This window comes from Woeseia sp. D3-10, assembly GCF_055809415.1.
Genome location: NZ_JBVVTW010000005.1, coordinates 20,782 through 45,750, shown reverse-complemented (window position 1 = coordinate 45,750; position 24,969 = coordinate 20,782). Strand labels below are relative to the sequence as shown.

Genomic DNA, 24,969 nt, shown 5'->3' with positions numbered 1-24,969 from the left:
ATGGCGTTGCTGTTGAACTTTCTGGCGTTTCAGGTTGCCTGGTTTGCCGCTGTGATCAGTGCGGCCGCGGGCCAACCCTGGATCGGTATGTCGGTCATGGCAGGTGCCGTGATACTGCATATAGTGTTGGTACCCCGACCGGCGGCGGAATTCGGTCTTGTGCTCGTGTGCGGCGTGATTGGTGGCACGTGGGACAGTTTACTGGTGATGTTGGGCTGGGTTAGTTATCCGTCCGGCATGTTGCATGCATCCGCTGCTCCTTACTGGATAGTCGGTATGTGGATGCTGTTCGCGACGACGTTGAACGTATCGCTGGGCTGGTTGAAGCCGCGAGTCTGGCTCGCCGTGCTGTTCGGTATGGCAGGCGGCCCGCTGGCCTACATCACCGGTGCGAAACTGGGTGGCATCGTATTAAGTCAGCCGCTGTTCGCACTTCTTGCACTTGGAGCAGGCTGGGGAATCATGATGCCGTTGCTGCTGATTGTGGCACGGCGGTTTGATGGCGTAACCGAACATGCCGATGCTCGCGCTGGCTGGGCACTCGACTGATGGCAATGGCTTCTCCATTATTGTTGGCGTTGTTAGTGACACTGGGTATCAGTGTCGCGGCCTGGGTCGTCAGCCTTATCCTGAACGACGTAAGTTTCGTTGACAGCCTTTGGTCGCTGTTTTTTCTTGCGGCCGCCGCCGTCTATTTAAGCCAGGCAACGGCTACTGGCCCGGCCGGTCTTCTTGCGTTTGTCTTACTGCTTACTTGGTCCCTGCGTCTCGCTTTGCACATAACCGTTCGCAACTGGGGCCAACCGGAAGATGCTCGTTACCGGGAAATTCGGTCGAACAATGAGCCCAATTTCCGCTTCAAGAGTCTCTACGTTGTGTTTGGCTTGCAGGGCGTACTGGCATTCATTATTTCCTTTCCCTTGTTGTTCGCCGTAAGCAACAGCGCCGGGATCGGTGTTCTTCAATGGGCTGCCACATCGCTCTGGCTGATTGGTTTTGTTTTCGAGGCCGGAGGCGATTGGCAGTTGATGCAGTTTCGCAAGCGGCGCCGTAGTGAAACGGCGGTTCTCGACAGCGGTTTGTGGCGCTACACGCGGCACCCGAATTATTTTGGCGATACTTGCGTATGGTGGTCCTACTGGTTGTTTGCCGTAGCCGCTGGCGGTTGGTGGACCGTATTCTCGCCTTTGCTCATGACCTTTCTCATTCTCAAAGTATCCGGGGTGACATTGCTGGAAAAGACCATCGGCAACAGGCGACCGGAATACGCGAGCTACATCGCTCGCACCAGTGCATTCTTTCCGTGGCCTCCAAAACGCTCGGAGAGCTGAAATGAAATCGATACTCTTCTTTTGTCTTTTCGTCCTGAGCAGTGCAGGCATTCACAGCATCGCGTCGGCGGGTGAAACGGAACGTTGGGAGTTCAGTGTATCCCTCGACGGCTCCGCAATTGGTACTCATCGCTTCGAGCTTGATGAATTCGCCAATACGCGGCAGTTAACCAGTGAGGCGGCATTCGACGTGAAATTCCTGTTCTTCACGGCCTACCGGTATCGCCACGAGAATACGGAGATATGGTCAGACGGATGCCTCGCTGACATCCAGGCACGCACCGTAACCAATGGCAAAAAGCAGGTAGTCAACGGAGCAAGAGAGCAGGGCGCATTCGTTGTCCAAACTGATGAAACAAAAAGTTCGTTGCCGGACTGCGTCATGTCCTTTGCCTACTGGGATCCCGTTTTCTTGCAACAGGCGCGTCTGTTGAATCCACAGACCGGAGAGTACCTGGCAGTTTCCGTGGAGGCGTTGCCGCTGGCAATGCTGCAAGTGCGCGGTGAACAGCAACAAGCGCGTCATTACCGTCTGACTGCAAAAGGAATCGATGTCGAACTGTGGTATTCCGAGGACGATGAATGGCTGGCACTGCAGTCCATTGCCGGTGACGATCGCGTGATTCGCTACGAGTTAATTTGATATGAAGAACTCAAGAGAGGGGCGGCCTTTATGCTGGGTATCGTTTTGGGCAGTGCTGATGTCAATTAGTGCGTGCAGCAGCTCGGGCCAACCATTGGCAACGGTTGAGCATGTTGATCTGGAGCGCTTTATGGGCAGTTGGTATGTCATCGCGAACATACCGACCTTTCTTGAGAAAGAGGCCTACAACGCCGTGGAGACCTACGCGCAGGATACCGACGGCAGTATCGAAACCACGTTCACCTATCGCAAAGGCAGCTTCGATGGCGATCGGAAAGAGTACACGCCTCGCGGCTTCGTTGGTGACGATCCATCCAACGCCGTATGGGGCATGCGCTTCATCTGGCCGATCAAAGCGGACTACCGGATCATTTATCTGGACCAGGACTATTCGGTAACCGTGGTAGGTCGCAACAAGCGCGATTACGTCTGGATAATGGCCCGTGAGCCGGAAATTGACGATGACTTGTATGACGAGTTGATCGCGTTCATAGCGTCTGTCGGTTACGACACTGACAAGGTTCGCAAAGTGCCGCAGCAATGGTGATGAATGCGCGACAGTTGCCGTTCTTCGGGGCATGCCGGTGAAGATCGCCATAGTCGGTAGCGGTATAGCCGGCAACACGGCGGCTTATCTGCTCCGCGCAGAGCATGACATTACCGTCTTCGAGTCCGGTTCCTACGTCGGTGGCCACACGAACACGGTCAGCGTAGAGAGCTCCGTTGGCACGCTTGCGGTCGATACCGGCTTTATTGTTTTCAATGACCGCACGTATCCGCAGTTCAATCAACTATTGTCCGAAATCGGACAGGACTGGCAGCCCAGTGTCATGAGTTTCAGTGTGCAGTCGGCGGATGGCGCGCTCGAATACAACGGCGCGTCGCTTGGCAGCCTGTTTGCTCAGCGTCGCAATCTGCTGCGGCCGTCATTCTGGCGAATGCTGACGGATGTACTGCGTTTCAACAAAGACGCTGTCAATCGCCTGTCGTCGGACAATGCTGAGGAAACAGTCGGTGCCTATTTGGCCAGCAATGATTATTCCGCGGAGTTTATTGATCACTACCTGGTGCCGATGGCGGCTGCAATCTGGTCGGCGGAACAACGCACTGTCCTTGGCATGCCGATGATGTTTCTCGCGCGATTTTTTCACAATCACGGTTTGCTGCAGATCAAGGATCGCCCGCAATGGCGTGTGATAAAGGGTGGCTCAAGTGCGTACGTTGCGCGGCTCACCAGCGGCCACGCGGATCGCATCCGCTTAAATTGTGCCGTGCGTGGCATTACCCGCCGAGCTGACGGCGTGTATATCCGCTCGGAGGCTGCGACTGTGGAGCGGTTTGATGCAGTGTTTATGGCGTGTCACAGCGATCAGGCACTTGCACTCCTTGATGACGCCGACGAGGCGGAGCAGGAAGTGCTTGGCAGTATTGTCTACCAGAAGAACCAGGCCGTATTGCACACGGATGCCCGGCTCATGCCTCGTCGCAAAGCGTGCTGGGCGGCATGGAACTACCACCTGCCAACGACGCCGGGCGGTCCGGCCGCAGTGACCTACAATATGAACATCCTGCAAGGACTGCAGGTTCCAGAGCAGTACCTCGTATCGCTCAACAGTGAGCAAAATATCGATGAAGAACGGGTGTTGCGGCGCATTGACTACGAACATCCTGTCTTCAGTATGGAGTCGCACGCGGCCCAGGCACGCCATGCGGAGCTCAATGCCAATGGCAGAACCTTGTTCTGTGGCGCTTATTGGCGCAATGGTTTTCATGAAGACGGTGTAGCCAGTGCGACAGCCGCCGTGCAGCACTTCGAGGAGGCCCGTGTCGATGGACAGCGGAATCTTCGCAGGGCAGGTTAGGCATGTACGCCATATGCCGGTAGTCCATAGTTTCAGCTATAGCCTGTTCATGATGTATCTGGATCTGGCGGAGTTACCGACGGTCTTTGCCGGGCGCTGGTTCTGGTCTGCGACAGCACCTGCAATAGCCCGTTTTCGCCGTAGTGATCATCTTGGCGACCCGGCAGTACCATTGGCCACAGCGGTGGCATCGCTGGTCGAAGAGCGCACCGGAAGCAGACCGGTTGGTCCCATACGTTTGCTGACACACCTCCGTTATTTTGGCTACTGCTTCAACCCAGCCAGTTTCTATTATTGCTTTGACGAAACAGGCAGTTACGTTGAAACGATAGTTGTCGAAGTGAACAACACGCCCTGGGGTGAGCAGCACTGCTATGTCCTGTCTGCCAGTTTAAGCACGCAGTCTGGTACGACCTTGCGGTTCCGCCCCGACAAGGAAATGCATGTATCGCCATTCATGCCGATGGATCTGGATTACGACTGGCAGTTCACGCAACCGGCTGAGGCATTGCGCGTGTTCATGGCCAACAGTCGGCACGGCGAGCGCTTGTTCGACGCCTCTCTGCTGTTACAGCGCCGGGAAATAAGTGGCGCTGCGCTTGCCCGGGTCTTGATTGTTCACCCGTTGATGACGGCAAGACTGATAACCGCAATCTATTGGCAAGCTCTGAAATTGTGGATCAAACGTGTGCCATTGCACATTCACCCGGCTAAAAAGAACAAGGTGACGACGCGATGAATGACCTGTCCCTGAGCTCTCCCCGTTTTCTGGCCGGTACGCCACGGCCGCGTGGTCTTGACATGCTGGCACGACGCAAGGTGTTGGCACGACTGGAATGCCTGCGGCACGGGCGAATCGTACTTCGAGAATCGGACCGCAGTCGTGTGCTCGGCGATCGGCGACTATCGGCTGAGCTTGCAGTTGAAATTGCTGTTCTGGATCCGCGGTTCTACAGCGACGTGGCCTTTGGCGGTGCCATCGGTGCAGCCGAGGCCTACATTCGTGGGTACTGGGAATCCAGTGATCTGACCGCCGTTGTTCGCCTCCTGTTGCAGAACAGGGACGTACTGGAAAATCTGGAAACAGGGCTTGCACGCCTTACCCAACCATTGCAGAAAGCGTTTCACTGGTTCAACCGGAACAGCCAGACAGGCAGCCGCCGCAATATTTCGGCGCACTACGATCTTGGCAATGACTTCTTCGCGCTCTGGCTCGACCAGCGAATGATGTATTCAGCGGCTTACTTCGAGCGACCGGACATGTCACTGGATGACGCAGCGACCGCCAAGCTCGACCGAATCTGCCGTAAGTTGCGCCTGTCTGAGCGGGACAGGGTGTTGGAAATTGGCACAGGCTGGGGCGGCTTCGCAATTTATGCCGCCAGCCATTACGGCTGCCACGTCACCACGACGACCATTTCGCGCAAGCAATATGAACTGGCCCGCGAGCGTATCTCGGCGTTGGGCCTGCAGGACAAAGTGACGCTATTGCTCAGGGACTACCGGGAATTGGATGGGCAGTTTGACAAGCTGGTCTCCATCGAAATGATCGAGGCGGTTGGCAGTGAGTATTTTGCGACGTACTTCGATGCCTGCTGCCGCTTGCTGAAACCCAGCGGCATAATGTGTTTGCAGTCAATCACGATTGCTGATCAGCGTTACGCGGCAACATTGAAGTCGGTGGATTTCATTCAGCGTTATATTTTTCCCGGTGGCTGCCTGCCGTCTTTGACGGCCATTGCGCATACGCTCACTTCGGCAACGGACATGCGCATCGTTCATTGCGAAGACATTGGTCCGCACTATGCGAAGACCTTGCGTCAGTGGCGCTCGCGTTTTACAGCGCAGCTGGATGCGGTTCGTCAGATGGGCTATTCCGATGAATTCCTGCGGCTATGGCACTACTACCTTTGTTACTGCGAAGGGGCCTTTACAGAACGGGCGATAGGTACGGTACAGCTGCTGATGGCCAGACCCGGCAACCGCGAGATGCCGTGGCAGGGTTGACGTGCGGCGTGCCGGACGTGTCGACTGGTTCATTGTTTTCACGGTATACGCCCAGTAACCTAGTTCCACCGTACCTATCTCCAAGGTGGCATGCTGCGATTAGCGGCACAGATCCAGATGCACTGGCGAATATTCAGTATTTCTCTCGTTGCCGTATCCCTGAGTTCGTTGGCAGCCGCTGACAATAGTGAGGATTTTCAACGCGGTCTGCAGTCCTTCCACAACGGCGAGTTCGAATCGGCGTTAAGCCGCTGGTTGCCACTGGCGGAAGAGGGGGATCTCAGTGCCATGTACAACGTCGGCCTCATTTACGACGAGGGTTTGGGCGTGGCCCCTGACAAATCCCTTGCGTTGCACTGGTACCGTCGGCCGGCAGAAGAAGGCGATGTGTCGGCCCGGTTCAGTATCGCGCCAGCGTCTATCGATTTCGGCGACGGCGTGCCGGAGAACAACATTGAAGCGGCACGCTGGTATGAAGCGGCAGCGAGCCAGGCCGATGAGCAGGCCCAGTTCAATCTTGGGGTGATGTACAGCCACGGTGAAGGCGTCCAGCGAGACATGCAGCGCGCGATGCATTGGTATGGCCTAAGCGCTGACCTCGGCTATGTGCCGGCACAATTCAATCTTGGCTATATTTACGACCTGGGCGACGGTGTGCCGGAAGACAATGAACGCGCGCTGCGCTGGTACCAGCGTGCGGCCGAGGCAGGCGACAGCGATGCGCACTACGCCATAGCATTAATGTACGACGAGGGTGACGGTGTCAGCGAAGACAACCCGGCTGCTGCAGTCTGGTATCAACAGGCGGCCGAGCTCGGCAATGTCCGCGCTCAATTCAATCTCGCCATCATGCATGATGTCGGTGAAGGCTTGCCGGAAGACAATACCGCCGCACTTTACTGGTACGAGCAGGCGGCTGAGCAGGGACACCGCTCCGCCCAGGTGAATCTGGCTATCATGCTGGAAGAGGGAGAAGGTACGGCTGCGGACCTGGTCCGGGCCATGTTTTGGTATCAGCAGGCGGCCGCACAGGGTTCGCCGCGTGCTGAGTACGCCATCGCGCTCATGTATGACGAGGGCAACGGTGTTGCTGAAGACGATGCCCAGGCAGCGGCCTGGTACCGTCGTGCGGCCGAGCAGGGCGATGCAGATGCGCAGAACAACCTCGGCGCCATGCATGACGCCGGCGAAGGAATACCGGAAAACAACGATCTGGCATTGTATTGGTACTCGCTGGCGGCGGAACAGGGCAACGCGGTTGCGCAGAACAATCTGGGCGCCATGTACCTGAACGGGGAAGGCGCCAGCGAAGACAAGGTCGAAGCGTACAAATGGTTCTACATCGCTGAGAATCTGGGCAATGCCGCGGGCAAACAGAACCGCGTCGCCTCGTCGCGAAACATGGTGCTGGCCGACATCCTGCAGGCGCGCCGGGCTGCGCGACAGTGGCTTAATCGCTTTCACGCGGACAGCGCCCCGTAACCTGGCGCTGTGGCCGGCGCGCGGGCACGTGCCGTCTGGTTTGTTAACATAGCGGTCCTTGCGGTCATTGCCAGCGGAACGTTATGCCCATTCAGACCCGGTTTCACGACTACACGGACGGCAGTGTTGGCTTGCGAGCGTGTATTGCCTGGGATGACACCATCTCGGTGCCTCGTCCTGGCGTTTTGATAGCGCATGCGTGGCGGGGAAGAAGCGAGTTCGAAGACCATAAAGCGCGTGAGCTGGCCGCTTTGGGTTATCTGGGCTTTGCACTCGACATGTACGGTGTCGGCAAACTGGGCACGTCGCCTGAACAAAACCGAAGCATGATGCAGCCGCTGATCGATGACCGTGGTGTACTCCAACACCGCATATCGGCGGCATTGGCAGAGCTTCGCGGCTTACCGGAGGTTGACCCCGCAAGGACTGCCGCCGTAGGTTACTGTTTCGGTGGCCTGTGCGTGCTGGATCTTGCGCGCAGTGGTGCGGATGTTAATGGGGTAGTCAGTATGCACGGACTGCTTGGCGCGCCGATAAACTCCGCGACACAGGACATCAGTGCGAAGGTGCTGATTCAGCACGGCTGGGACGACCCTATGGCTACCCCGCAAGATGTTCTTTGCATCACGCAGGAGTTAACTGCCAGAAAAGCGGACTGGCAGTTGCATGCCTTTGGCAATACGCTGCATGCGTTCACCAACCCGGCCGCAGCCGATCCTGCCAACGGCTTACTGTTTGACGCGGATGCCGACCGCCGCAGCTGGCGTGGAATGCAGGATTTCCTGCAGGAAGTGCTCAACTAATACCTACGCAGCAACTGGTTGCGTCAATAATGGGGTACATCGTGAAATTCATATTGAAGCTAGCAGGTACATTCGCCGTTCTGGCACTGGCCGCTTGTGGCGACAAGCCGGGGCCTGATCCGGTTTCGGCTGTTGCTCCGGAGGTCAGTGCGGCGGAAGAGGCTCTAAAGCTGATCACGGCTGATTCGATGCGTGACTACATCATCGAACTGTCAGATGACAAGTACGAAGGCAGAGGCCCCGGCAGTCGCGGCGACCGAATGGCACGCGACTACCTGGTCAAGCAGATGGAAGCACTGGGCTTGCAGCCGGGTGCGGCCGATGGCAGTTGGCAACAGCCTTTCAATCTGGTCGGTGTTACCTCTGAACAACCACCGGTCTGGCGGTTCGAAAAAGACGGGCAGGAAACCACGCTTAAGCAGTGGGACGAATTCATTGTGGCGAGCGGTGTGCAAGCGGATCGGGCTGCAGTGTCGGATGCCGAGCTGGTTTTTGTCGGCTACGGAATTCAGGCGCCCGAGTACGAATGGGATGACTTCAAAGGTATGGACCTGCGCGGCAAGGTGCTGGTCATGATGAACAATGATCCGTCCTGGGATCCGGAATTGTTCGCCGGTGAAACACGTCTGTATTACGGCCGCTGGTCGTACAAATACGAGAGTGCTGCGGCACAGGGCGCGGCAGGGGCGATCATTATCCATACAACACCATCTGCCGGTTATCCATTTCAGGTCGTACAAACGTCGTGGACTGGCGAACAGTTTGAATTGCAGGCCGGGGACGAACCGCGCATGCAGGTCGAGGGCTGGGTAAGTGAAGACGCGGCTCGCAAGGTCATAGCCATGAGCGGCCATGATCTCGACGCGTTGCGCGAGGCGGCCGATAATCGCGACTTCGTGCCCGTACCGTTGGGTGTATCCACGTCCATTGGCATGGACGTCTCCATCAATCGGGTCGAATCCGCCAATGTCTTGGGCTTGATACCGGGCAGCGATCCTGAACTCAGCGACGAGGTGGTGATCTACACTGCGCACCACGATCATCTGGGCATAGGTACTCCGAACGCTGCAGGCGACAATATTTACAATGGTGCGATGGATAACGCGTCCGGCGTCGCGCAGTTACTGGCGATCACGCGCGCAATCAAGGCCTTGCCAAAGGCACCGCGGCGTTCGGTGCTCATAGCCTTTGTTGGCGCCGAAGAGCAAGGTTTACTGGGTTCCATGTATTACGCGGCGAACCCGACGTTTCCGCCCGGAAAAATTGCCGCCAACATCAATTACGATGGCGGCAACATCTGGGGGCATACTCATGACCTGACATTCATCGGGCTTGGAAAGTCAACTATCGATGGCATCGTTGAAGGAATCGCTGCGCAGCAGAACCGGGTTGTAAAAGCCGATCAGTTTTCTGACCGCGGTTATTTTTACCGCTCCGATCAGTTCAGCTTTGCGAAAATCGGTGTTCCGGCATTGTATCTGGATACAGGCACGGAGTTCGTCGACAAACCAGCCGACTGGGGTGAACAGCAAGTCAATCACTACACGGACGTCAATTACCACCAGCCGAGTGACGAGTACGACCCCAGCTGGAATTTCGACGGCATGATCGAAGACGCGAGCCTCGGGTTCTGGACCGGCCTCGCGATAGCGAACAGCGATACGATGCCGAGCTGGAATGCCGGGGACGAGTTTGAAGCGGCGCGTCTGGAAGCGCTGGAAGCCGTCAAGGAGTAGGTTCAGGGACCCGCCTCTCTCACCGAAGGGCGTTGCCGGGCGAACCAGTAAAGCAACAGACCCGCCGCCAGCAAGCCGCCGGTCATGGCCCAGGCATCCAGTGATGACTGGAACATGATCCACAGGCACAGGACGAGTGCGAAACCGGGAATCGTGTAGCCGCCAATAAGCCGGAACGCCTCGGCGCGTTCCTGTTCATCCGCGCGTTGCCGAATGATCGGCAGTGATGCAATGCACAGCGCGTAGGAGATCAGCCGGGTCAAGGAGCTTGCGGCGGCCAGCCAGACAAACGAACCGGTGAGGGCGAAGACGGTGCCCAGCACGCCGAGGAAGAGGATGGAGTTCGCGGGTGTTGCGTGTTTCTCGTGCACTTCACCGAACCAGCGGGGCAACAATCGTTGCTCTGACAGCGCGAACGTCAATCGTGGTACGGCAAGCATAATTGATGCGAGGTTACCGCCGATGGAAAAGACGGCGGCGAGAGCGATGATGATTCCGCCGGCCGTACCAGCCAGCACTTCGCCGACGTCTATCAGTGTCTGACTGCCGTCTGCGTCCGGCAGTACTGAGATGTAAACGAGTACGATCAGAAAGTACAAGACCGCAATCATCGCGATAGTCGACACCAGCGCTCTCGGCATCGCATGTTTGGGGTTTTTCGCTTCACCCGAAATTATCGTCGTTGATTCAAAACCGACGTAGGCATAGATCAGCAGCAAGGTTGTGCCACCCAGGTCGTCAAGGCTGGGAAAGTTGCCCGGGAACAGCGTGTCAGCACTGACGTACTGCAGACCGAGCAGAACCATGAGTACGATGGGCGTCAACTTCATGAACGTCAATATGGCAAGTGCGCGTACGCCGTCACGAACACCGAGATAGTTGGCGTAAGTTAGACCGGCACCGACACTGACAACGAGCACCGCGCGACCAATTCCGTCGCCAAACCAGGGGATGACGGCGCCAAGATAGGTGGCCATTGCGGCGGTGTTGGCAGCAAAGGCTGTCATCCGGCTCAGAAATAACGTCCAGCCGGTGCTGAATCCGACTAAAGGACCAAACGCGGTGGTGGTGTACAGCACGGGTCCGCCAGTCTCTTTGAAGTAGCTGGACAGCTCAGCGAAAGTCAGAACGATAGTAATGACCAACACCCCGACAATCAGGAACAACCAGGGGCTCCACGGCCCGGCCTGCGCGGCGATAGATGCGGGCAGCGCAAAAATTCCCGCGCCAATCACGCCGTTAAGTGCCAGCGCAGTGATACCCAGAAAGCCAATACTTCGCAGCAGCTTTTTGGGGTGGTTTCCGTGAACGGTAGTTGCGGTCATTGTCAGAGCACTGGTTGTATTGGTTCAACGGACCATAGACAACAATCAGGTCGACGCGCAACTGCCAGCGCTCTGGGCGGGTCCGGCAGTACTCACTGCTTGCAACTGGCAAATGCCGCTTGCCAGTGCTGTTGTGCCGTTCTATGGCCTGGCAGTGCGGGGTCATGCTGTAGGCGCCACCCGTGGTTTACGGACGGACAGTTCGTTCGGCGATGGCGGTGACGCAGGGCCGGGGAGTGGCCGGTTTCCCGCGTGTACTTTGCTGCTGGACAGGCGATAATGGGCCGCATCCGACCTCCTTCGGAGCAGTTGCAATGCGAATATTGCCAGCCATATGCCTCGTGCTTACCGCCGTCTTGGCCGCCTGTTCCTCCAACACATCAGAAGTGCCCATGCCCGAAAAAATTCCGCACAAGCTAAACATTCACGGCGACGAGCGTGTCGATGATTATTTCTGGATGAACGATCGCGAAGACCCGCGTGTGATCGACTGGTTGAACAAGCAGAACGAATGGACCGAGAAAAGCATGGCGCCCATGCAGGGCCTCAAAGCGTCATTGTTCGATGAGATGCGCTCGCGGATTAAAGAAGAGGATGCCTCAGCACCTTATAAGGACGGAGACTATTGGTACTACTACCGTTATGAGGAAGGGCACGAGTACCCGGTGTATTGTCGAAAACGTGGCGAGCTGACTGCGCCTGAGGAGGTGCTGCTCGATGTCAACGAACTGGTCGGTGATCATGAGTACTTCGCCGTCCGGAATTTTGCAGTCAGCCCGGATCACAACCTTGCTGCTTACGGTGTGGATACGCAGGGCCGGCGTTTCTACACGATTTACTTTCTTGATCTGGAGTCGGGTCATCTGCTGGATGATCAGATTGTTGATGTCACCAGCAATTTTGAGTGGGCCAATGACAGCAAGACTTTGCTGTACTCCGCTCAGGACCGCGAAACCCTGCGCATGGATCGGGTATACCGACACGTGCTGGGCGCAAAGAACGATACCCTGGTGTATGCAGAAGCGGATGACACGAACTGGTTGTGGGTCGAGAAATCATTGTCGTCGCGCATGTTTTACCTTGTAAGCGCAGCCACCGTGTCGACGGAGGTTCGCTATCTGCCCGCAGACACGCCACAGGCAGAACCACGCGTGTTTTTGCCGCGCGAGCAAGATCACGAATATTTCGTAACGGACGGTGTTGACCGTTTCTTCGTTCTGTCCAATGACGATGCGCAGAATTTTCGAATGTTTGAGGTACCTCTCGACAATACTGCTCGTGACCAATGGCGGGAAGTCGTTCCACACCGGGACGATACCCTTATCGAAGGCTTCGATGTCTTCGAAGACTTTGTTGTGTTGTCATTGCTGCAGAACGGTGTCGTGCAGCTGGAAGTGATGCCGAGAGGCGAGGGCGAGACCTGCCAGGATCCCGTTCGACGAAGATGTGTTTACGGCTTATTCAGATGACAACGTTACCGATCCGGATTACCCACTGGTTTCGCTACGGCTATGAGTCCATGACCACGCCGGAGTCGGTGTACTGGCTTTCGATCTGCAAACGCGTGAACAAAAACTCGTGAAAGAAGACACGGTTCTGGGCGGATTTGATCGTGGCAACCTGCGAGTCGAAGGCTGTTCTTGTGCCGGCGCGGGATGGCGCATTAATACCCGTGTCCATGGTGTACCGCAAAGGCATTAAACTGGATGGCAGCAATCCATTGTTGCAATACGGTTACGGATCATACGGCGTCACGATTCATCCTTCATTCAATTCGGATCGCCTTAGCTTGCTGGATCGCGGCTTTATTTTCGCGGTAGCCCATATTCGCGGTAGCTCGAAGCTGGGGCGCGATTGGTACTACGAAGGTCGCCAGCTCAAGAAGATGAACACGTTTAATGACTTTATCGACGTGTCCAGGTTCCTTATCGACAAAGGTTATACCTCGCCCAAACATCTGTACGCGCGCGGAGGCAGCGCAGGTGGTTTGCTGATGGGCGCGGTCGTCAATATGGCACCGGAGTTGTACAAGGGCATCTCCGCGGCCGTGCCGTTCGTTGATGTTGTAACAACAATGCTGGATGACAGCATCCCGTTGACGTCCGGGGAGTGGGATGAATGGGGCAATCCGAACGAGAGAGAGTATTACGAGTACATGTTGTCGTATTCGCCGTACGATAACGTGGAACGGAAGAACTACCCGAATATGCTTGTAACCACCGGCCTGCACGATTCGCAGGTGCAGTATTGGGAGCCTGCCAAGTGGGTGGCCAAACTCAATGAGTACAAGACCGACGATAACCTGCTGCTGCTACAGACTGATATGCAGGCGGGGCACAGTGGCAAGACCGGGCGCTTCCAGAGCCTGGAGGACACGGCTCTTTACTACTCCTTTCTTCCTGTGGCTCGAAGGTATTAGGGAATAATGCGTGAACCGTGAAAGGACAGTTCAATGACCGCACGAAATATGCTGTTGGCAGTAATTGCTTTATTGGGATCGGCTCACACACTTGCCGATCAACTGAGTGACATTAATAATTTTCGGCAGTATTCGGACACCTTTGCCAGCGCCGGTCAGCCCACTCAGGAGCAATTGTCCGCGTTCAGTGATGCCGGCTTTGAGAGAATTATCTATATAGCATGGTCGGATCAGGCGAAAGCACTGCCGAACGAAGATAGGCTGGTTGCCAACCTGGGCATGGATTATCTGCATATTCCGGTAGATTGGGATGCGCCGACCCTCGGTGACTTCCAGATGTTTGCTGCGGCGATGCAACTGTCGCCAGAACGCAAAACATTGCTGCATTGCCAGGTGAACTTCAGAGCGTCCGCGTTTAGTTTCCTCTACCGGGTTATTTATGGGGGTGTGTCAGTTGAGACTGCCAAGCGCGATCTCAATTCTGTCTGGCGCCCCAACAAGACATGGCGAGACTGGATTTTCGCGGTCCTGGCAGCCCACCAGATATCGCCACAATGCTCGGGCTGTGATTGGAGTATCCCGGCAGAGTAAGGCGGTTGTGCGTGCAACTTGCCTGCAATTGAATGGGCGTCGCAGGTATGCTCCAATCTCCTCGCAGCACCGACTGTCTTTTTCGGTCCGGGGGGATCCATGAAGTACATATCCAAACTGTTCATCAGTAGCGTCTTAGTCTTTTCCATTGCTGTCTCAGCCACCGCGCATTCGCAGGAGGCGGATCTTGTCCTGCGTAATGGTGTTATCTGGACGGTTGACGAGGCTCTGCCAAAAGGTGAAGCCATTGCCACTTTGCGCGACAAGATCATCTACGTCGGCGACGAAGCCGGAGTTTCCAGGCACGTTGGCCCGAACACAAGGGTTATAGATCTTGATGGCAAGCTGGTTGTGCCGGGTTTCAATGACAACCATGTGCACTTCGAGGGCACCGGGCGGTTGTTGTACGGTTTGAACTTGCTGGATGTTTCCGACGCGGCATTGTTCGCTGATCGTATTCGTGAAGTGCATGAGCGCTACGCAGCAGGCACCTGGATCACGGGTGGCGACTGGTCGGCGTACGAGACCTGGGCAGCCAACGACGTGGCGGAAGCCGGACGGCAAGTGAATCCGGATGATCAGTACGGCAACCTGTTTTTGCCGAACAAAGCCATGATCGACAGTTTTACCAAAGACCGCCCGGTACTGGTCCGGCGCTTTGATCGCAAAGTGTATCTGGCGAATAGTGCCGCGCTGGAGCGCGCAGGCATTCGCAAGGGTATGCCGGACCCGGAAGGCATTGCTGTAGAGCGTGATCGCTCCGGCGAACCGACCGGCGCGTTGTTCAATCCGGTAGCGGGTGCGGTCGAATCAACCGTACTCGTACAGGACAATGTTCGCATGCTGTTCGAGGAGCACATCCCGGAACCGTCACGTGAACAACGTACGGCGGAAACTTTGCGTGCGTGGGAGCAAATGAAGTCCGTTGGGGTAACCAGTTACTCCGACGTTACCTCAGCGCCCGTGCAGGTCGATATTTACCAGGAACTCATAGACAAAGGTTTGATGACCGCGCGGGTTCGTTACCGCCCGCCACTGGATCAGTGGGAATCCATGAATAATCTGGGTATCCACGTGGGCTTCGGCGACGAATGGATACGCTACGGTGCAGTTAAAGCCTGGATCGACGGGATCATGGGCAATAGCTCGGCGCGTTTTTACGAACCGTACACGCACAATCCGGCAAGCCGCGGCATATGGCGGGATATCATGTTTCCGTTCGAACGCAGCCCCGATGATCCCGAGGACATGCAAAGCCGGCTCGAACGACTTGCGCTGCAGGCAGATGCACACGATATCCAGTTGACGGTGCATGCGATCGGCGATGAAGCAAACGGCTACCTGATGGATATGGTTGAACGTCTCATTGAGCAAAACGGCGAACGCGACCGGCGTTTCCGGCTAGTTCACGCCCAAGTGATGACCGACCGGGATATCGAACGTGCAGGTCGAATGGGCGTGGTGATGGAAGTTCAGCCTTATCACACCTCGGACGACATGCGCTGGATGGAAGAAAGAATCGGCCGTGATCGCTCGCGCGGTGCTTACGCTTTTCGGCGCATGTGGGATGCCGGTTCAGTCGTCACCTTTGGTTCCGATTCACCGGGTACGAATGCATCACGTTACTACCTGAATCCGCTGCTGGGGATTTATTCGGCGGTTACCCGCAAGACGCTTTCCGGGGCGCCTGGTGCAGTGGTTTCCGCAGGAAAAGTTGACGGTCGAGCAGGCTATTCAGGCGTATACGTTGAATACCGCCTATGCCGCCTATGAGGAAGACATCAAAGGCTCGCTCACCGTAGGCAAGCTGGGCGATTTCGTCGTGCTATCGGACAATTTGCTGACAATGAGCCCTGATGACATCAAAGACGTCAAAGTGCTGACCACGGTGGTGGGCGGCAAGGTGGTTTATGAAATGCCGTCGCGTCCGAGCCTCAGGCGAAATGATCAAGGGGAAGCGGTCGGCGCTTCCCCTTATTTTGTTGCCGGCGCGCTCTAGTCTGTAACTCTCAGTCTTTGTACGGACTCCCGCAGTGATGTCAGCCAACGATCCCGCCATCAGCAAGCGTTCCATCGCGATCGCGGGAAATATTGGCGCGGGTAAATCGACGCTGGTGGAGTTCCTCAGCTCGACCTACGGTATCGCACCGTTTTACGAACCCAGTGAGGACAATCCTTACCTGCCGGATTTCTACAAGGACATGAAACGCTGGGCGTTTCATTCGCAAGTCTATTTTCTGGGCAATAAATTCCGCATCCACCAGGCGCTGGACCGTATGCCGGGTGTCGTAGTGCTCGACCGTACCATTTTCGAAGATGCCGAAATTTTCGCGACGGCTTTGCATGACCTGCGGCATATCGATGACCGGGACTGGGAAACCTACTGCGGCTTTTATCAGGCTATTTTGCAGGCTATCAAACCGCCGGACCTTATGATTTATCTGCGTTGTTCCATGCGGACATTGCGCAAACGCATTCGGCTGCGCGGACGAGAGATGGAGCAGGATGTGCCATTGAGTTACCTCAAGCGCCACGACCGTCTGTACGAAGAATGGATAGAGAGCTACGCGTTGGGAGACAAGTTGATTCTTGAGACAGATCGACTCCGACTACATACATGATCTCGTGTATCGCCTGGACGTGATGCAACGAATTGAAGCGGTGTTGCCGCCCGAGATCCGCAGGCCGGGTTGTTGAGCAGGCAACATGGCGCCCGGGCACACGTCGTCTCACTGCCGAATGGCTCGATAAAACTGGAGGGTACTGGCTCACCATCAGCGTACGCGGGGGTAAACTCACTCTCCGTCAAAGTGGCAATGATCGCGTTGGAACATCGCTCGGTAATAGCTGCGCCGTCCCCGGGAAGTATGCTGAAGTTACTTTGCGTGCCATCAGCCGCTACGTGCGCTTTGGCCCATACCGTGAACCGTACCCGCTGGGGGCATTCCTTTTGCCAGCGCTCCGATGTCAGGCCACGTTGCGCCGCGATGTGCTCGTCGCCATAGGCCTCGATGTTTTCCTGCAGACCCGGGTTGTTCAGTATCCGTATTGTCTCCTCATCGCCGGCTTTGCGAAATTCGACCTGAAACTGAACATAGACACTGATAGCTTTGCCATTCACGCGGGCAGGGGTCATACGTGCTTTTTTCGCCGCGAGGACTATGGCTTTGATGAAGACCTCGTCGCCGGCTGCTTTGACGTAGCAGCCGCTCTCTCCCATTCGCCCGGAGGCTTTAACCTGGGATGCGCATTGCAATAGTGCTGTGGCGTCGCCTCGCAAGTCAGGAAACTCGATACGCGGGAGCAATGCGTCTTCAGGATGATCAAAGGTGGCGGGTACGCGTTCGGCATTGGCCAGCGATGAAAACAACAGGGCAACAATCGAAAAGTAACGGGTCGTTCGTGCTGTCATACAATTTCCGAAGTGCGGCAAAAACAGAGGTGGTCGCTTGCTAAGAGTCGGTTGCAGGCAAAGAGTTCCCGGGAAATGCAGCCCGCGGCAACAGGTCTGGTCACTCACTCAGGGCCTGAAATTCATACATAGCTTCAACGATAGGAGACAGCGTCTCCCCGTAACGACCGAACCAGTTGTGATACACGCGACGGATACGGGCATCCCGGTACAAGGACGCCAATGCGCTGTCGGCCAACAGGCGGAAGTTCGTGTCGCCGCGACGAATCATCACGAATACGGTTCCCGGGAAAAAACCTGGCGAGCCATGACGTACTACGAACCCGCATTGCGAAACACCTGGCCGATGAGCATGGCGCGGTCCGACGCGTAGCCGTCAACTTTGCCATCATTCAATTGCTTCATGCCTTCATCGTGGGTACTGATCAATGCCAGTGTAAAGCGATAGTCGTTCAATCGTCCGTATCGTAGCAAGGCGTCCTCGGTGGTTGTGCCCTTGATAACCGCGATTCGGGTATCGGCAAGGTTCTCGAGAGAGGCGATAGGACGTTGTTTACGTGAGAGTACAGTGCCGCCTGTGATGAAAGTCATCAAGGTGAAGTCGACTTGTTCGCGCCGGCTCATGGTGACTGTCGTGGCACCGCACTCGATATCGACGCGCCCGTCGGCTACAGCACTGATTCGTTCAGAGGGGGCAACGAGCGGGATGAATTCCAGTTTCAGGTCACTACGCCCGAGCTGCTTGCCAACTGCTTCAGCGATGTGCCGGCAAAGATCGATGGAATACCCGGTGGTCTTGCCGTCGGCGTCGATAAACGACATGGGCGGTGCATCAGGTACAAAACCGATACGGAACGTGCCGGTATCGGCCACCCGTTGCAGCGTAGGACTGTTGTAATCGTCTGCGATGACTACTTGTGTCGTCGACCAGCAGTACTGCGAATGTCAGCCAGCGATTCATACGATTCTCCGGACTGCGCGACCGCAATGGCCAAGCGAGTTCTTGCAGTCTGGCAAGGCTCGCCGTTGATGTCCACATAGCCGCCCAGGTTGGCGGCCTATTCCGGGCGCAGTCGAATGGTTTCGACAGTGTTCTCGAGGATTGCGTCCCTTGAATACAGCATTGGGAAAGAGCCCTCGGTGGCCCAGCCTTCCAGCAGGTTGCCGTAAAACGGTGACCGGGGATCACCCGACTGGCCTGGTGCGTTGGTCATTCTCGCAGCGTCCCAATTGCCTACGTCGAGCACCATACGGAAAGAAGCGCCGGAGCGGACGGTAAAGCTCGGGCGGGATTAAATCCCGTGTTGTTGGTCGTATAGCTGCTGCCACCGCGTGCAAGATCGGGATACTGCATGCTGGCTCGCAGTTTTTTGTCGGCAAGCTCAAGAAGCGGGTGCTCAAAGCGAATCCGGTGCAAGTCGCCCCAACGCCAGTTGTCGCTGCTCTTGCCAAGTAGTGCCGCGGTTGCGCTCCACGCGTTGCGCAACGTCACGCTGACAATCGCATCCGTTTGTTCGTCGTCAAGCAAGCGGAGTATTGCCCGTGTGTCCAGACTGAGTGCGGGAGCAGATGTCTTCGAGGAAAGCATCGAACTTAGTGCCGGACCGTAAGTGGCGGTACAGCCAAACGTTATACAACGCGGCCGGCCCCGAATTCGGGGTCAGTGTTGCGTCCCATTCGCGCAACATTGTCGCGGCGGGTTGTCGGTCGTCGGCAGGAATGGCGGCGATGAGCTGCCGAGCGAGCACCGAATGATAATCTCGCTGTAACGCAAGGGAGTTTTCGAGCGTGTGATTGTCATCGCCAGCCAGCACTTCCCACAGCCGTTGGTAACGCCAGGGCGCGGTCCATTCGAAGCCGAGTGGGTACTTGCTGATCGGGTAGCCAGGCGGCAGGTTGTTGGAATTGGCTGACCCGGTGAAGCCGCGTTCCGGATTATATTCGACCGGTAATACATCCATGTCGTAGTAGCCGTCCCATTCATAACGACCGTCGCCGGGCACGGGAAGTAAGCCATCGAATCCTACCCGACGCGGAAACAGTCCTGCGGGCTTATAGCCGATATTGCCGTCGATGTCGGCATACACCTGGTTCTCGGATGGCGCGCCCCAGCGATTCAACGCTGCCAGGAATTCGCGCCAATTATTTGCCCGCATGTATTCGACACTGCCGAAATACGGCGCCATACCCGCATCAAGCCAGGCAGCACGCACAGCGAAGAACTTGGTATCGGTTTCGGAAATGATAGGTCCGTGACGGGCAAAGCGCAGGCGCACGGTGACGTCCTTACCGCCGCGTACTTTTATGGTGTCCTGAAGCTCTGTGACCGCTTCCTGATGTTCCCCGTATCGGTAACTGTTGCCGTCAGCCGATCGCTCGTAGACATAGACGTCTTCCTGGTCAATCGGAAAGATCGTCAAGCCAAATGCAATACGCTCATTGTGGCCAATGGATATGCCGGGCAACGCAGGTTCTCCTGCGCCGATCACGTTCAGGTCGGGGGCAACGAGGTGTGCGATGTAGCGGAGTGAGGGTACGGCGTGGCCCCGATGCGGGTCATCCGCAAGGATTGGTCGGCCGGTGCTGGTTCTCTCCGGTGCTACCACCCAGTTGTTGCTGCCAAGACTGGTGTCTTCGCTGTTTGCTCGTGACAGCAGCACGGCTTGTTTCGCATCGTTGAATACGACGGGTGCGGTAGCCAATTCGTAATCGTTCAAAACGTCATCGGGAATGTCACAGGGATTGAGTCCTTCAGGAACCTGTGTCTTCCATTCCGGTTCCAGTGGCCGCCAGTATTCGCTGGCTGCGAGATTCCCGGAACAGGCTAGGCGGGCTCGTTTTATTTCGCTTGCGGCGTTCCGCCAGAGTCCGTGGCCGCGTATCCGTACCACATCGTCGGCCTGCCATTTTTGTGGTTTGTAGTTAAGTAACTCGAATTCCGGCGGCAGCAGGTCAGGGCGGCTATTGAGTAGATCAATATACGCATTGATACCAGCTGTGAACGCGGTAGCGATCTCCTTGGCGTCGGAGCCGTAGGACAGCCATTCCCTGGTACATATCTCCACGGTACAGGAACAGGCGCGAGGCGCGGTCTTGCGCCACGTAATCCGCGGCCGAGTACGGCCGACAGGCGTCCCAGCCCGCGCAGCCGCCAGAGATCGATTTGCCACCAAGCGGTCCCGGGCAGGCGTTCCGACCCTGGACAAAAAATGCGTCGTAATGCGTACCTGCATAGATGTGCGGTATGCCCCAGCGATCGATCAGGATTTCGGCGGGCTGCTCCAGTCCCTTTGCTGTGAACTGCCGGGGTTCGTCGGCATAGGAAGTTGCCGCAAACAGCAGCACTAACAGGGTCAATACTTTCATTCAGCAACACACTCCGTATCCATCAATAGCCAGCGTAGTCCGGTACGTTCGTGTACCAGCACGCATTGAGGCCCATCAAGCAACAGGCGGAACAACTCAGGTGGTGAACTAACGGCACTGCCGCGAGTGGCGGTGCCGCCAGGCTCGGTCGAGGCGGGATCAAACGCCAGTGCGCTCGTTACAGTGAAAGCGTCATCCGGAAGGGTTACCGCTTTGAGGCCCAGGGCTGCCCCGATAACCTGGCTCAGTTCTCGGCGACTGTCGGCGTCGGCTTGAGAGATCAGTGCTGGCTCCCCTTCGGGCAGTGGTGTGCTGCGACAGCCAGCGCTGACTATCAGCAACAACGGTAAACACAGGTACAGCATTTTTCGCATTAGTGGGTCTCCACGATGCGCATCTCGCGCCACGGCGGTTTCGGCAGGTATAAGTCTTCTTCGGCGTACTCAGCCGAACGCGATTTTTCGAAACCCGGCATGCCGATGGAGCTAGGCGTTGGGCAGCTGCCGCTCTCGCGGTACTGCAGCGCGGCGGCAAAGCGGGATTCGTTGCTGTCACCCAGCGGCTGGCTGAAATCATCCGCCACCTGGCAGCCGGGGAGAACAGTGGTCTGGATGCTGGCATTTTGCGGCGAGAAGCCGTCGGCGTAATCGCCAAAACCCTGCTCGTTTTCACCCCGGAACTGAATGGTGAAATAGGTCGTTCCACAATTGTCCGTGGGGTAGAAGCCGAACTGGTTCGCCGCAAGTCCGGGAACCGATCTGAATAACCTCGATGCCTATACCGCGCAAACCATTGATGACTGACTCGCTCGCCGAGCATGTCCCGGATCCGGTCAGTACGAAAACCCGCGAGAGATTGAGGGTCGGCAATGACTGGCCGTTCGTACTGGTATCGAAAAAGGGCATTGGCGTGATGGCCTCACCAGTGACCGGGTTCGTCGTCGTGTGTTTGTCGTTGAAACTCATCGTTTCAAAGGCACCATTTGCCCGTGGCTGGATTACCGGCGATCATGTACGCCAGTTCGCTGGCGATGTAGAGAAAGCCACCGCCGTTATAGCGCAGATCGATTACCAGATCCGTGACGTTGTCATTGGCCAATTGGGTGATCGCGTCAATCAGGCCCTGTTCGGCCGGAGCGATGTGATCATTGAACAACAGGTAACCAACATTGCCGCTGCTGGTTGTCACCGAGCGGACGTTTTGTACCGGCGTCGACGTTACCGTTTGTGCGGTCAGGTTGATGTTTCGTATGGTCCCATCCGGGTCACGAACTTCGAATTGATGAGCCTCACCCGCGGTCGCTGGCGACAGTCCGTTGTTCAGTGTATCGACATCAGTGCCATTGGCTACATCGACATTGTCGATTGTCAGGATTTCCGCACCGCGTAGCAGACCGGCATCACTGGCTGGCGTATTCGGGTCCGTGTAGGCGACGAACAATTGCCGCGGCGGTGAGCGGGAGAGTAGCGCCCATTGTACGCCGTAGCCTACACCGGCACCGGTCTGCGACTGCGCAAACCACTCTGCGGTGTCCTGCGTGAAATGGTATTGATCTTTGTCGGTGCCGGAGGTTGTTGTGGCGCTGGTCTTCAGACCCGCAAAATACTCGGGCGTGCTGTACAGGGCCGGATTGCGGTCAACGATTTCCCGGTACCAGAGGTAGGTGTCAAAACTGTAGGAACGCAGAAAGTTGTTCTCGTCCGTGCGGGTACCGCTTCTGTCCGCGTAAGCTCGACCAGTGGCGGGGTTTATGCCACTGCGGGGATTGACACACAAAGACTGGAAATCGCTCGCTGGCTCGAAAACACCCTGAACCCAGCTACCGATGCCCGGCCCGCTGCCACCACCGTTCCCACCATCACTACCGCCTCCACCACAAGCGGCAAGCGCAAGCAGCGTGACGAAGCTCAGTGCAATGGCCCGGCTGCGTTGCGACCGGAAGGTGTGGCGTGTCTCGGTCATGGTGATGAATTGAGTAAGGACGCCGTCATCATACCGGCAAGGGTCTGGCCGGGCGAGTCCGCGGTCTTTGTGTCGGAAGGTTGCAGGGCCGTGGACTGGCACTTAGGCTTGATCGCCTCAGTCAGACGAGGAGAGCGTTCTGCAGCATCAAGACTTGGCGCCAATCACGATAGACGCACGCTTTTGCGGGCCGGAGAATTCGGCGAATGGCGGTTATACAGCGGGGCGCCTGGCGTCGGGGATGACCGGCAGCGTTGAAGTGACGCTCCGTAAACCGCCGCCGTTGCAGGTGCCGTTGACTGTCAAAGAGAATGCCGACGGTAGCCGTGGTTTGTACAAGGAGGATGCGCTAATAGCCAGCGCGCGGCTCGCTCCGGTCACCATCCGCGATTTGGCTGTGCCGTCGTTTTCTGAGGCGGTCGCGGCCGCCCGGCGTACATTTCCCGACCACGCTCATCAGGTTCCGGGTTGTTTTGTCTGCGGTCCGAACCGCGTACCGGGTGACGGATTGCGCCTGCATGCAGGTCCACTGGATGCCGGGGACCATGACTGGACGGGCCCGGTTGCCTGTTCCTGGGTACCCGCCGCTGATCTCGGCGATCAGGATTCCAGGGTACGCAGCGAATTCGTGTGGTCTGCGCTCGATTGCCCGACGGCGTATGCCTGCGCGTCGACAGCGGGAATGCGTTTGCTGCTACTTGGCCGACAGACTGTTGAGATAGTTCGTCTGCCCGAGGTTGGGGAGCGATGCATAGTGGTTGCGCAACGCGGTGCAAACGAAGGCCGGAAATTCTTCGCAGATGCCTGCCTGTACTCCCACAATGGCGAGACGATGGCGCGCTGCAACGCGGTGTGGATTTCGGTGAGTGAAGACGTGCTGAAAGCTGGCACCAGAAAAGCCGGCTAGCGCAATGGGGAAACTTTCGGACGAACGGTCTTCAATTCAATATGAGCGGTGCGGGTTTGATTGCGGCCGGCGCGTTTAGCATCGTACAACGCCTCGTCCGCGCGTCGCAGCCACTCGTCGGCTGATTCACCGCCATCAAGTTGCGCGACCCCGAGTGAAATGGTGACGGGCCGGTCTTTGGCGAGTTCATTGGCTTCGACCAGCGTCCGGAGCTGCTCCGCCAATCGAGTTGCTTTGTCGATGCCCAGGTCGTCAACGACAATCACGAACTCTTCGCCGCCTATGCGGTAAAGGCTGTCGGTTACCCGGATCCGCAAATTGATGATGTCCGTAAGCTGAATCAGGATCTGGTCGCCCGCGGCGTGACCAAATTCGTCATTGATTGCCTTGAAATGGTCCAGGTCCAAAAAGATCACCGAGGCGGTCGCCGAGGTGCGCTCATGATTGGCGATAATCTCGGCTATCTTTTGGTCCAGTGCACGACGATTGCCAGCGCCGGTCAACGGGTCGCACGTTGCCAGGCTCATCAATTGCTGGCGCTGGTTGCGTGTAAGCGCGGCAAACGCGTAGGCAAAAACAGATGTCATGGTCATCGTGATGCTCGCCGTCGCCAACAAGAATATGCTTACATTGCCGTACAGGGCAGGGATGCTTGCCAGGATGGATATAACGGACAAGACGACGGCTTCTTCCGGTTTAAGCAGATAATAAGCGACAACCAGGGACGGGTACGCCCAGTAGAGCTGTTGCGGACCCACCAGATAGAGCGTGCCGAGAAACCCCGCCAGGCAAAGCAGGGTGATGCAAATACTGGTTACTCTTACTTTGCTTGAGCGCAGCACAAAAAGGCCCAGCGTAGAAAAGCCGGCGACGACCGCCAGATCCAGCAAGCCAATCCAGATCTCGGCATTCGCGAAGCGCACGATGGCGAACGGCAGAACGCCGAAAGCACCTGCTCCGCACAACATCAGCGGCAGGTATTCCTCCAGCGAACGGCGTTTCCTGATGGCTTTTTGTTGCTCTTTAATCACGTCAGTGTTTGCGGTGATACCGCCTCCCGTTGTTCCCGGTTGTGCGTGTTCTTGTTTTTGTGTGCTTGTCTTGAAATGGCCGGGAGCGCTAA

At 56.7% G+C, this 24,969-nt stretch carries 29 protein-coding genes and 1 pseudogene; 18 read left to right on the top strand and 12 right to left on the bottom strand.

What is annotated here, in order from left to right:
- The 10 genes from AC0L8N_RS00530 (at nt 1) to AC0L8N_RS00485 (ending at nt 9,864) form a co-directional block, all read left to right on the top strand.
- Nucleotides 1–549 carry a DUF2878 domain-containing protein gene (locus AC0L8N_RS00530; protein WP_473665654.1) on the top strand — a complete coding sequence of 183 codons (549 nt, stop codon included), beginning with the start codon at nt 1–3 and terminating at the stop codon, nt 547–549.
- 5 nt (nt 550–554) lie between these two features.
- Nucleotides 555–1,331: a DUF1295 domain-containing protein gene (locus AC0L8N_RS00525; protein WP_473665653.1), complete on the top strand. Its 777-nt coding sequence runs from the start codon at nt 555–557 to the stop codon at nt 1,329–1,331.
- A gap of 1 nt (nt 1,332) precedes the next feature.
- Nucleotides 1,333–1,974 (top strand): DUF6134 family protein, encoded by a 642-nt coding sequence (locus AC0L8N_RS00520; protein ID WP_473665652.1) that lies wholly within the window; start codon nt 1,333–1,335, stop codon nt 1,972–1,974.
- 58 nt (nt 1,975–2,032) lie between these two features.
- A complete protein-coding gene (locus AC0L8N_RS00515; protein WP_473665651.1) occupies nt 2,033–2,521 on the top strand; it encodes a lipocalin family protein in 489 nt (162 codons plus the stop codon).
- Between the two features lie 37 nt (nt 2,522–2,558).
- The gene (locus AC0L8N_RS00510) at nt 2,559–3,836 is read left to right on the top strand and encodes an NAD(P)/FAD-dependent oxidoreductase (RefSeq protein ID WP_473665650.1); all 1,278 of its coding nucleotides are present in this window, start codon (nt 2,559–2,561) and stop codon (nt 3,834–3,836) included.
- Entirely contained in the window at nt 3,805–4,575 is a 771-nt protein-coding gene (locus AC0L8N_RS00505; RefSeq protein WP_473665649.1) for a DUF1365 domain-containing protein, read from the top strand. Before AC0L8N_RS00510 ends, AC0L8N_RS00505 begins: the two co-directional genes overlap by 32 nt.
- The gene (locus AC0L8N_RS00500; RefSeq protein WP_473665648.1) at nt 4,572–5,843 is read left to right on the top strand and encodes a class I SAM-dependent methyltransferase; all 1,272 of its coding nucleotides are present in this window, start codon (nt 4,572–4,574) and stop codon (nt 5,841–5,843) included. The genes AC0L8N_RS00505 and AC0L8N_RS00500 overlap by 4 nt, the downstream gene beginning before the upstream one ends.
- A 90-nt stretch (nt 5,844–5,933) precedes the next feature.
- A complete protein-coding gene (locus AC0L8N_RS00495) occupies nt 5,934–7,325 on the top strand; it encodes a tetratricopeptide repeat protein (protein WP_473665647.1) in 1,392 nt (463 codons plus the stop codon).
- Nucleotides 7,326–7,408: 83 nt separating this feature from the next.
- The gene (locus AC0L8N_RS00490; protein WP_473665646.1) at nt 7,409–8,128 is read left to right on the top strand and encodes a dienelactone hydrolase family protein; all 720 of its coding nucleotides are present in this window, start codon (nt 7,409–7,411) and stop codon (nt 8,126–8,128) included.
- Nucleotides 8,129–8,169: 41 nt separating this feature from the next.
- A complete protein-coding gene (locus tag AC0L8N_RS00485; RefSeq protein WP_473665645.1) occupies nt 8,170–9,864 on the top strand; it encodes a M28 family peptidase in 1,695 nt (564 codons plus the stop codon).
- A 2-nt stretch (nt 9,865–9,866) separates the two neighbouring features.
- Here AC0L8N_RS00485 and AC0L8N_RS00480 read toward each other — a convergent pair whose 3' ends face one another.
- Complete coding sequence (locus AC0L8N_RS00480; protein ID WP_473665644.1) at nt 9,867–11,189, bottom strand: APC family permease; 1,323 nt, start codon at nt 11,187–11,189, stop codon at nt 9,867–9,869.
- Nucleotides 11,190–11,208: 19 nt separating this feature from the next.
- Here AC0L8N_RS00480 and AC0L8N_RS00475 point away from each other — a divergent pair, with 19 nt between their 5' ends.
- Both AC0L8N_RS00475 and AC0L8N_RS00470 read left to right on the top strand, forming a co-directional pair.
- Nucleotides 11,209–11,469 carry a hypothetical protein gene (locus AC0L8N_RS00475; RefSeq protein WP_473665643.1) on the top strand — a complete coding sequence of 87 codons (261 nt, stop codon included), beginning with the start codon at nt 11,209–11,211 and terminating at the stop codon, nt 11,467–11,469.
- A 34-nt stretch (nt 11,470–11,503) separates the two neighbouring features.
- Nucleotides 11,504–12,658 carry a S9 family peptidase gene (locus tag AC0L8N_RS00470; RefSeq protein ID WP_473665642.1) on the top strand — a complete coding sequence of 385 codons (1,155 nt, stop codon included), beginning with the start codon at nt 11,504–11,506 and terminating at the stop codon, nt 12,656–12,658.
- Nucleotides 12,659–12,698: 40 nt separating this feature from the next.
- Here the strand turns inward: AC0L8N_RS00470 and AC0L8N_RS00465 are convergent, their stop codons facing one another.
- Nucleotides 12,699–12,869: a hypothetical protein gene (locus AC0L8N_RS00465; protein ID WP_473665641.1), complete on the bottom strand. Its 171-nt coding sequence runs from the start codon at nt 12,867–12,869 to the stop codon at nt 12,699–12,701.
- Between AC0L8N_RS00465 and AC0L8N_RS00460 the strand changes: the two genes are divergently transcribed.
- The 5 genes from AC0L8N_RS00460 (at nt 12,868) to AC0L8N_RS00440 (ending at nt 16,820) form a co-directional block, all read left to right on the top strand.
- Nucleotides 12,868–13,608, top strand: a complete 741-nt coding sequence (locus AC0L8N_RS00460) for a prolyl oligopeptidase family serine peptidase (RefSeq protein ID WP_473665640.1) — start codon at nt 12,868–12,870, stop codon at nt 13,606–13,608. The genes AC0L8N_RS00465 and AC0L8N_RS00460 overlap by 2 nt on opposite strands.
- Nucleotides 13,609–13,641: 33 nt before the next feature.
- A complete protein-coding gene (locus AC0L8N_RS00455) occupies nt 13,642–14,199 on the top strand; it encodes a protein tyrosine phosphatase family protein (RefSeq protein WP_473665639.1) in 558 nt (185 codons plus the stop codon).
- Between the two features lie 99 nt (nt 14,200–14,298).
- The gene (locus AC0L8N_RS00450) at nt 14,299–15,972 is read left to right on the top strand and encodes an amidohydrolase (protein WP_473665638.1); all 1,674 of its coding nucleotides are present in this window, start codon (nt 14,299–14,301) and stop codon (nt 15,970–15,972) included.
- Nucleotides 15,947–16,198: an amidohydrolase family protein gene (locus tag AC0L8N_RS00445; protein WP_473665637.1), complete on the top strand. Its 252-nt coding sequence runs from the start codon at nt 15,947–15,949 to the stop codon at nt 16,196–16,198. Before AC0L8N_RS00450 ends, AC0L8N_RS00445 begins: the two co-directional genes overlap by 26 nt.
- Nucleotides 16,199–16,235: 37 nt before the next feature.
- A complete protein-coding gene (locus AC0L8N_RS00440) occupies nt 16,236–16,820 on the top strand; it encodes a deoxynucleoside kinase (RefSeq protein ID WP_473665675.1) in 585 nt (194 codons plus the stop codon).
- Here the strand turns inward: AC0L8N_RS00440 and AC0L8N_RS00435 are convergent.
- The 9 genes and pseudogenes from AC0L8N_RS00435 to AC0L8N_RS00395 all read right to left on the bottom strand — a co-directional run bounded on the left by AC0L8N_RS00435 (nt 16,763) and on the right by AC0L8N_RS00395 (nt 22,939).
- Nucleotides 16,763–17,611, bottom strand: a complete 849-nt coding sequence (locus tag AC0L8N_RS00435; RefSeq protein ID WP_473665636.1) for an energy transducer TonB — start codon at nt 17,609–17,611, stop codon at nt 16,763–16,765. The two genes, AC0L8N_RS00440 and AC0L8N_RS00435, sit on opposite strands and share 58 nt — an antisense overlap.
- Nucleotides 17,612–17,711: 100 nt before the next feature.
- On the bottom strand, nt 17,712–17,885 hold the full coding sequence (locus AC0L8N_RS00430) for a hypothetical protein (protein WP_473665635.1): 174 nt from the start codon (nt 17,883–17,885) through the stop codon (nt 17,712–17,714).
- A gap of 41 nt (nt 17,886–17,926) precedes the next feature.
- Nucleotides 17,927–18,484, bottom strand: a complete 558-nt coding sequence (locus AC0L8N_RS00425) for a transporter substrate-binding domain-containing protein (RefSeq protein WP_473665634.1) — start codon at nt 18,482–18,484, stop codon at nt 17,927–17,929.
- A gap of 185 nt (nt 18,485–18,669) precedes the next feature.
- The gene (locus AC0L8N_RS00420) at nt 18,670–18,861 is read right to left on the bottom strand and encodes a penicillin acylase family protein (protein WP_473665633.1); all 192 of its coding nucleotides are present in this window, start codon (nt 18,859–18,861) and stop codon (nt 18,670–18,672) included.
- Complete coding sequence (locus AC0L8N_RS00415; protein ID WP_473665632.1) at nt 18,846–19,139, bottom strand: penicillin acylase family protein; 294 nt, start codon at nt 19,137–19,139, stop codon at nt 18,846–18,848. Before AC0L8N_RS00415 ends, AC0L8N_RS00420 begins: the two co-directional genes overlap by 16 nt.
- Complete coding sequence (locus AC0L8N_RS00410) at nt 19,132–20,676, bottom strand: penicillin acylase family protein (protein ID WP_473665631.1); 1,545 nt, start codon at nt 20,674–20,676, stop codon at nt 19,132–19,134. The genes AC0L8N_RS00415 and AC0L8N_RS00410 overlap by 8 nt, the downstream gene beginning before the upstream one ends.
- Nucleotides 20,585–20,977 carry a penicillin acylase family protein gene (locus tag AC0L8N_RS00405; protein WP_473665630.1) on the bottom strand — a complete coding sequence of 131 codons (393 nt, stop codon included), beginning with the start codon at nt 20,975–20,977 and terminating at the stop codon, nt 20,585–20,587. Before AC0L8N_RS00405 ends, AC0L8N_RS00410 begins: the two co-directional genes overlap by 92 nt.
- Complete coding sequence (locus tag AC0L8N_RS00400; RefSeq protein ID WP_473665629.1) at nt 20,974–21,351, bottom strand: hypothetical protein; 378 nt, start codon at nt 21,349–21,351, stop codon at nt 20,974–20,976. Before AC0L8N_RS00400 ends, AC0L8N_RS00405 begins: the two co-directional genes overlap by 4 nt.
- A pseudogene (locus tag AC0L8N_RS00395) lies at nt 21,351–22,939 on the bottom strand (S41 family peptidase). The gene AC0L8N_RS00400 and the pseudogene AC0L8N_RS00395 overlap by 1 nt, the downstream one beginning before the upstream one ends.
- A 154-nt stretch (nt 22,940–23,093) precedes the next feature.
- Between AC0L8N_RS00395 and AC0L8N_RS00390 the strand changes: the two are divergent.
- Complete coding sequence (locus tag AC0L8N_RS00390; protein ID WP_473665628.1) at nt 23,094–23,846, top strand: hypothetical protein; 753 nt, start codon at nt 23,094–23,096, stop codon at nt 23,844–23,846.
- Here AC0L8N_RS00390 and AC0L8N_RS00385 read toward each other — a convergent pair.
- Nucleotides 23,843–24,877 (bottom strand): GGDEF domain-containing protein, encoded by a 1,035-nt coding sequence (locus tag AC0L8N_RS00385; RefSeq protein ID WP_473665627.1) that lies wholly within the window; start codon nt 24,875–24,877, stop codon nt 23,843–23,845. The two genes, AC0L8N_RS00390 and AC0L8N_RS00385, sit on opposite strands and share 4 nt — an antisense overlap.
- Nucleotides 24,878–24,969: the final 92 nt, after the last annotated feature.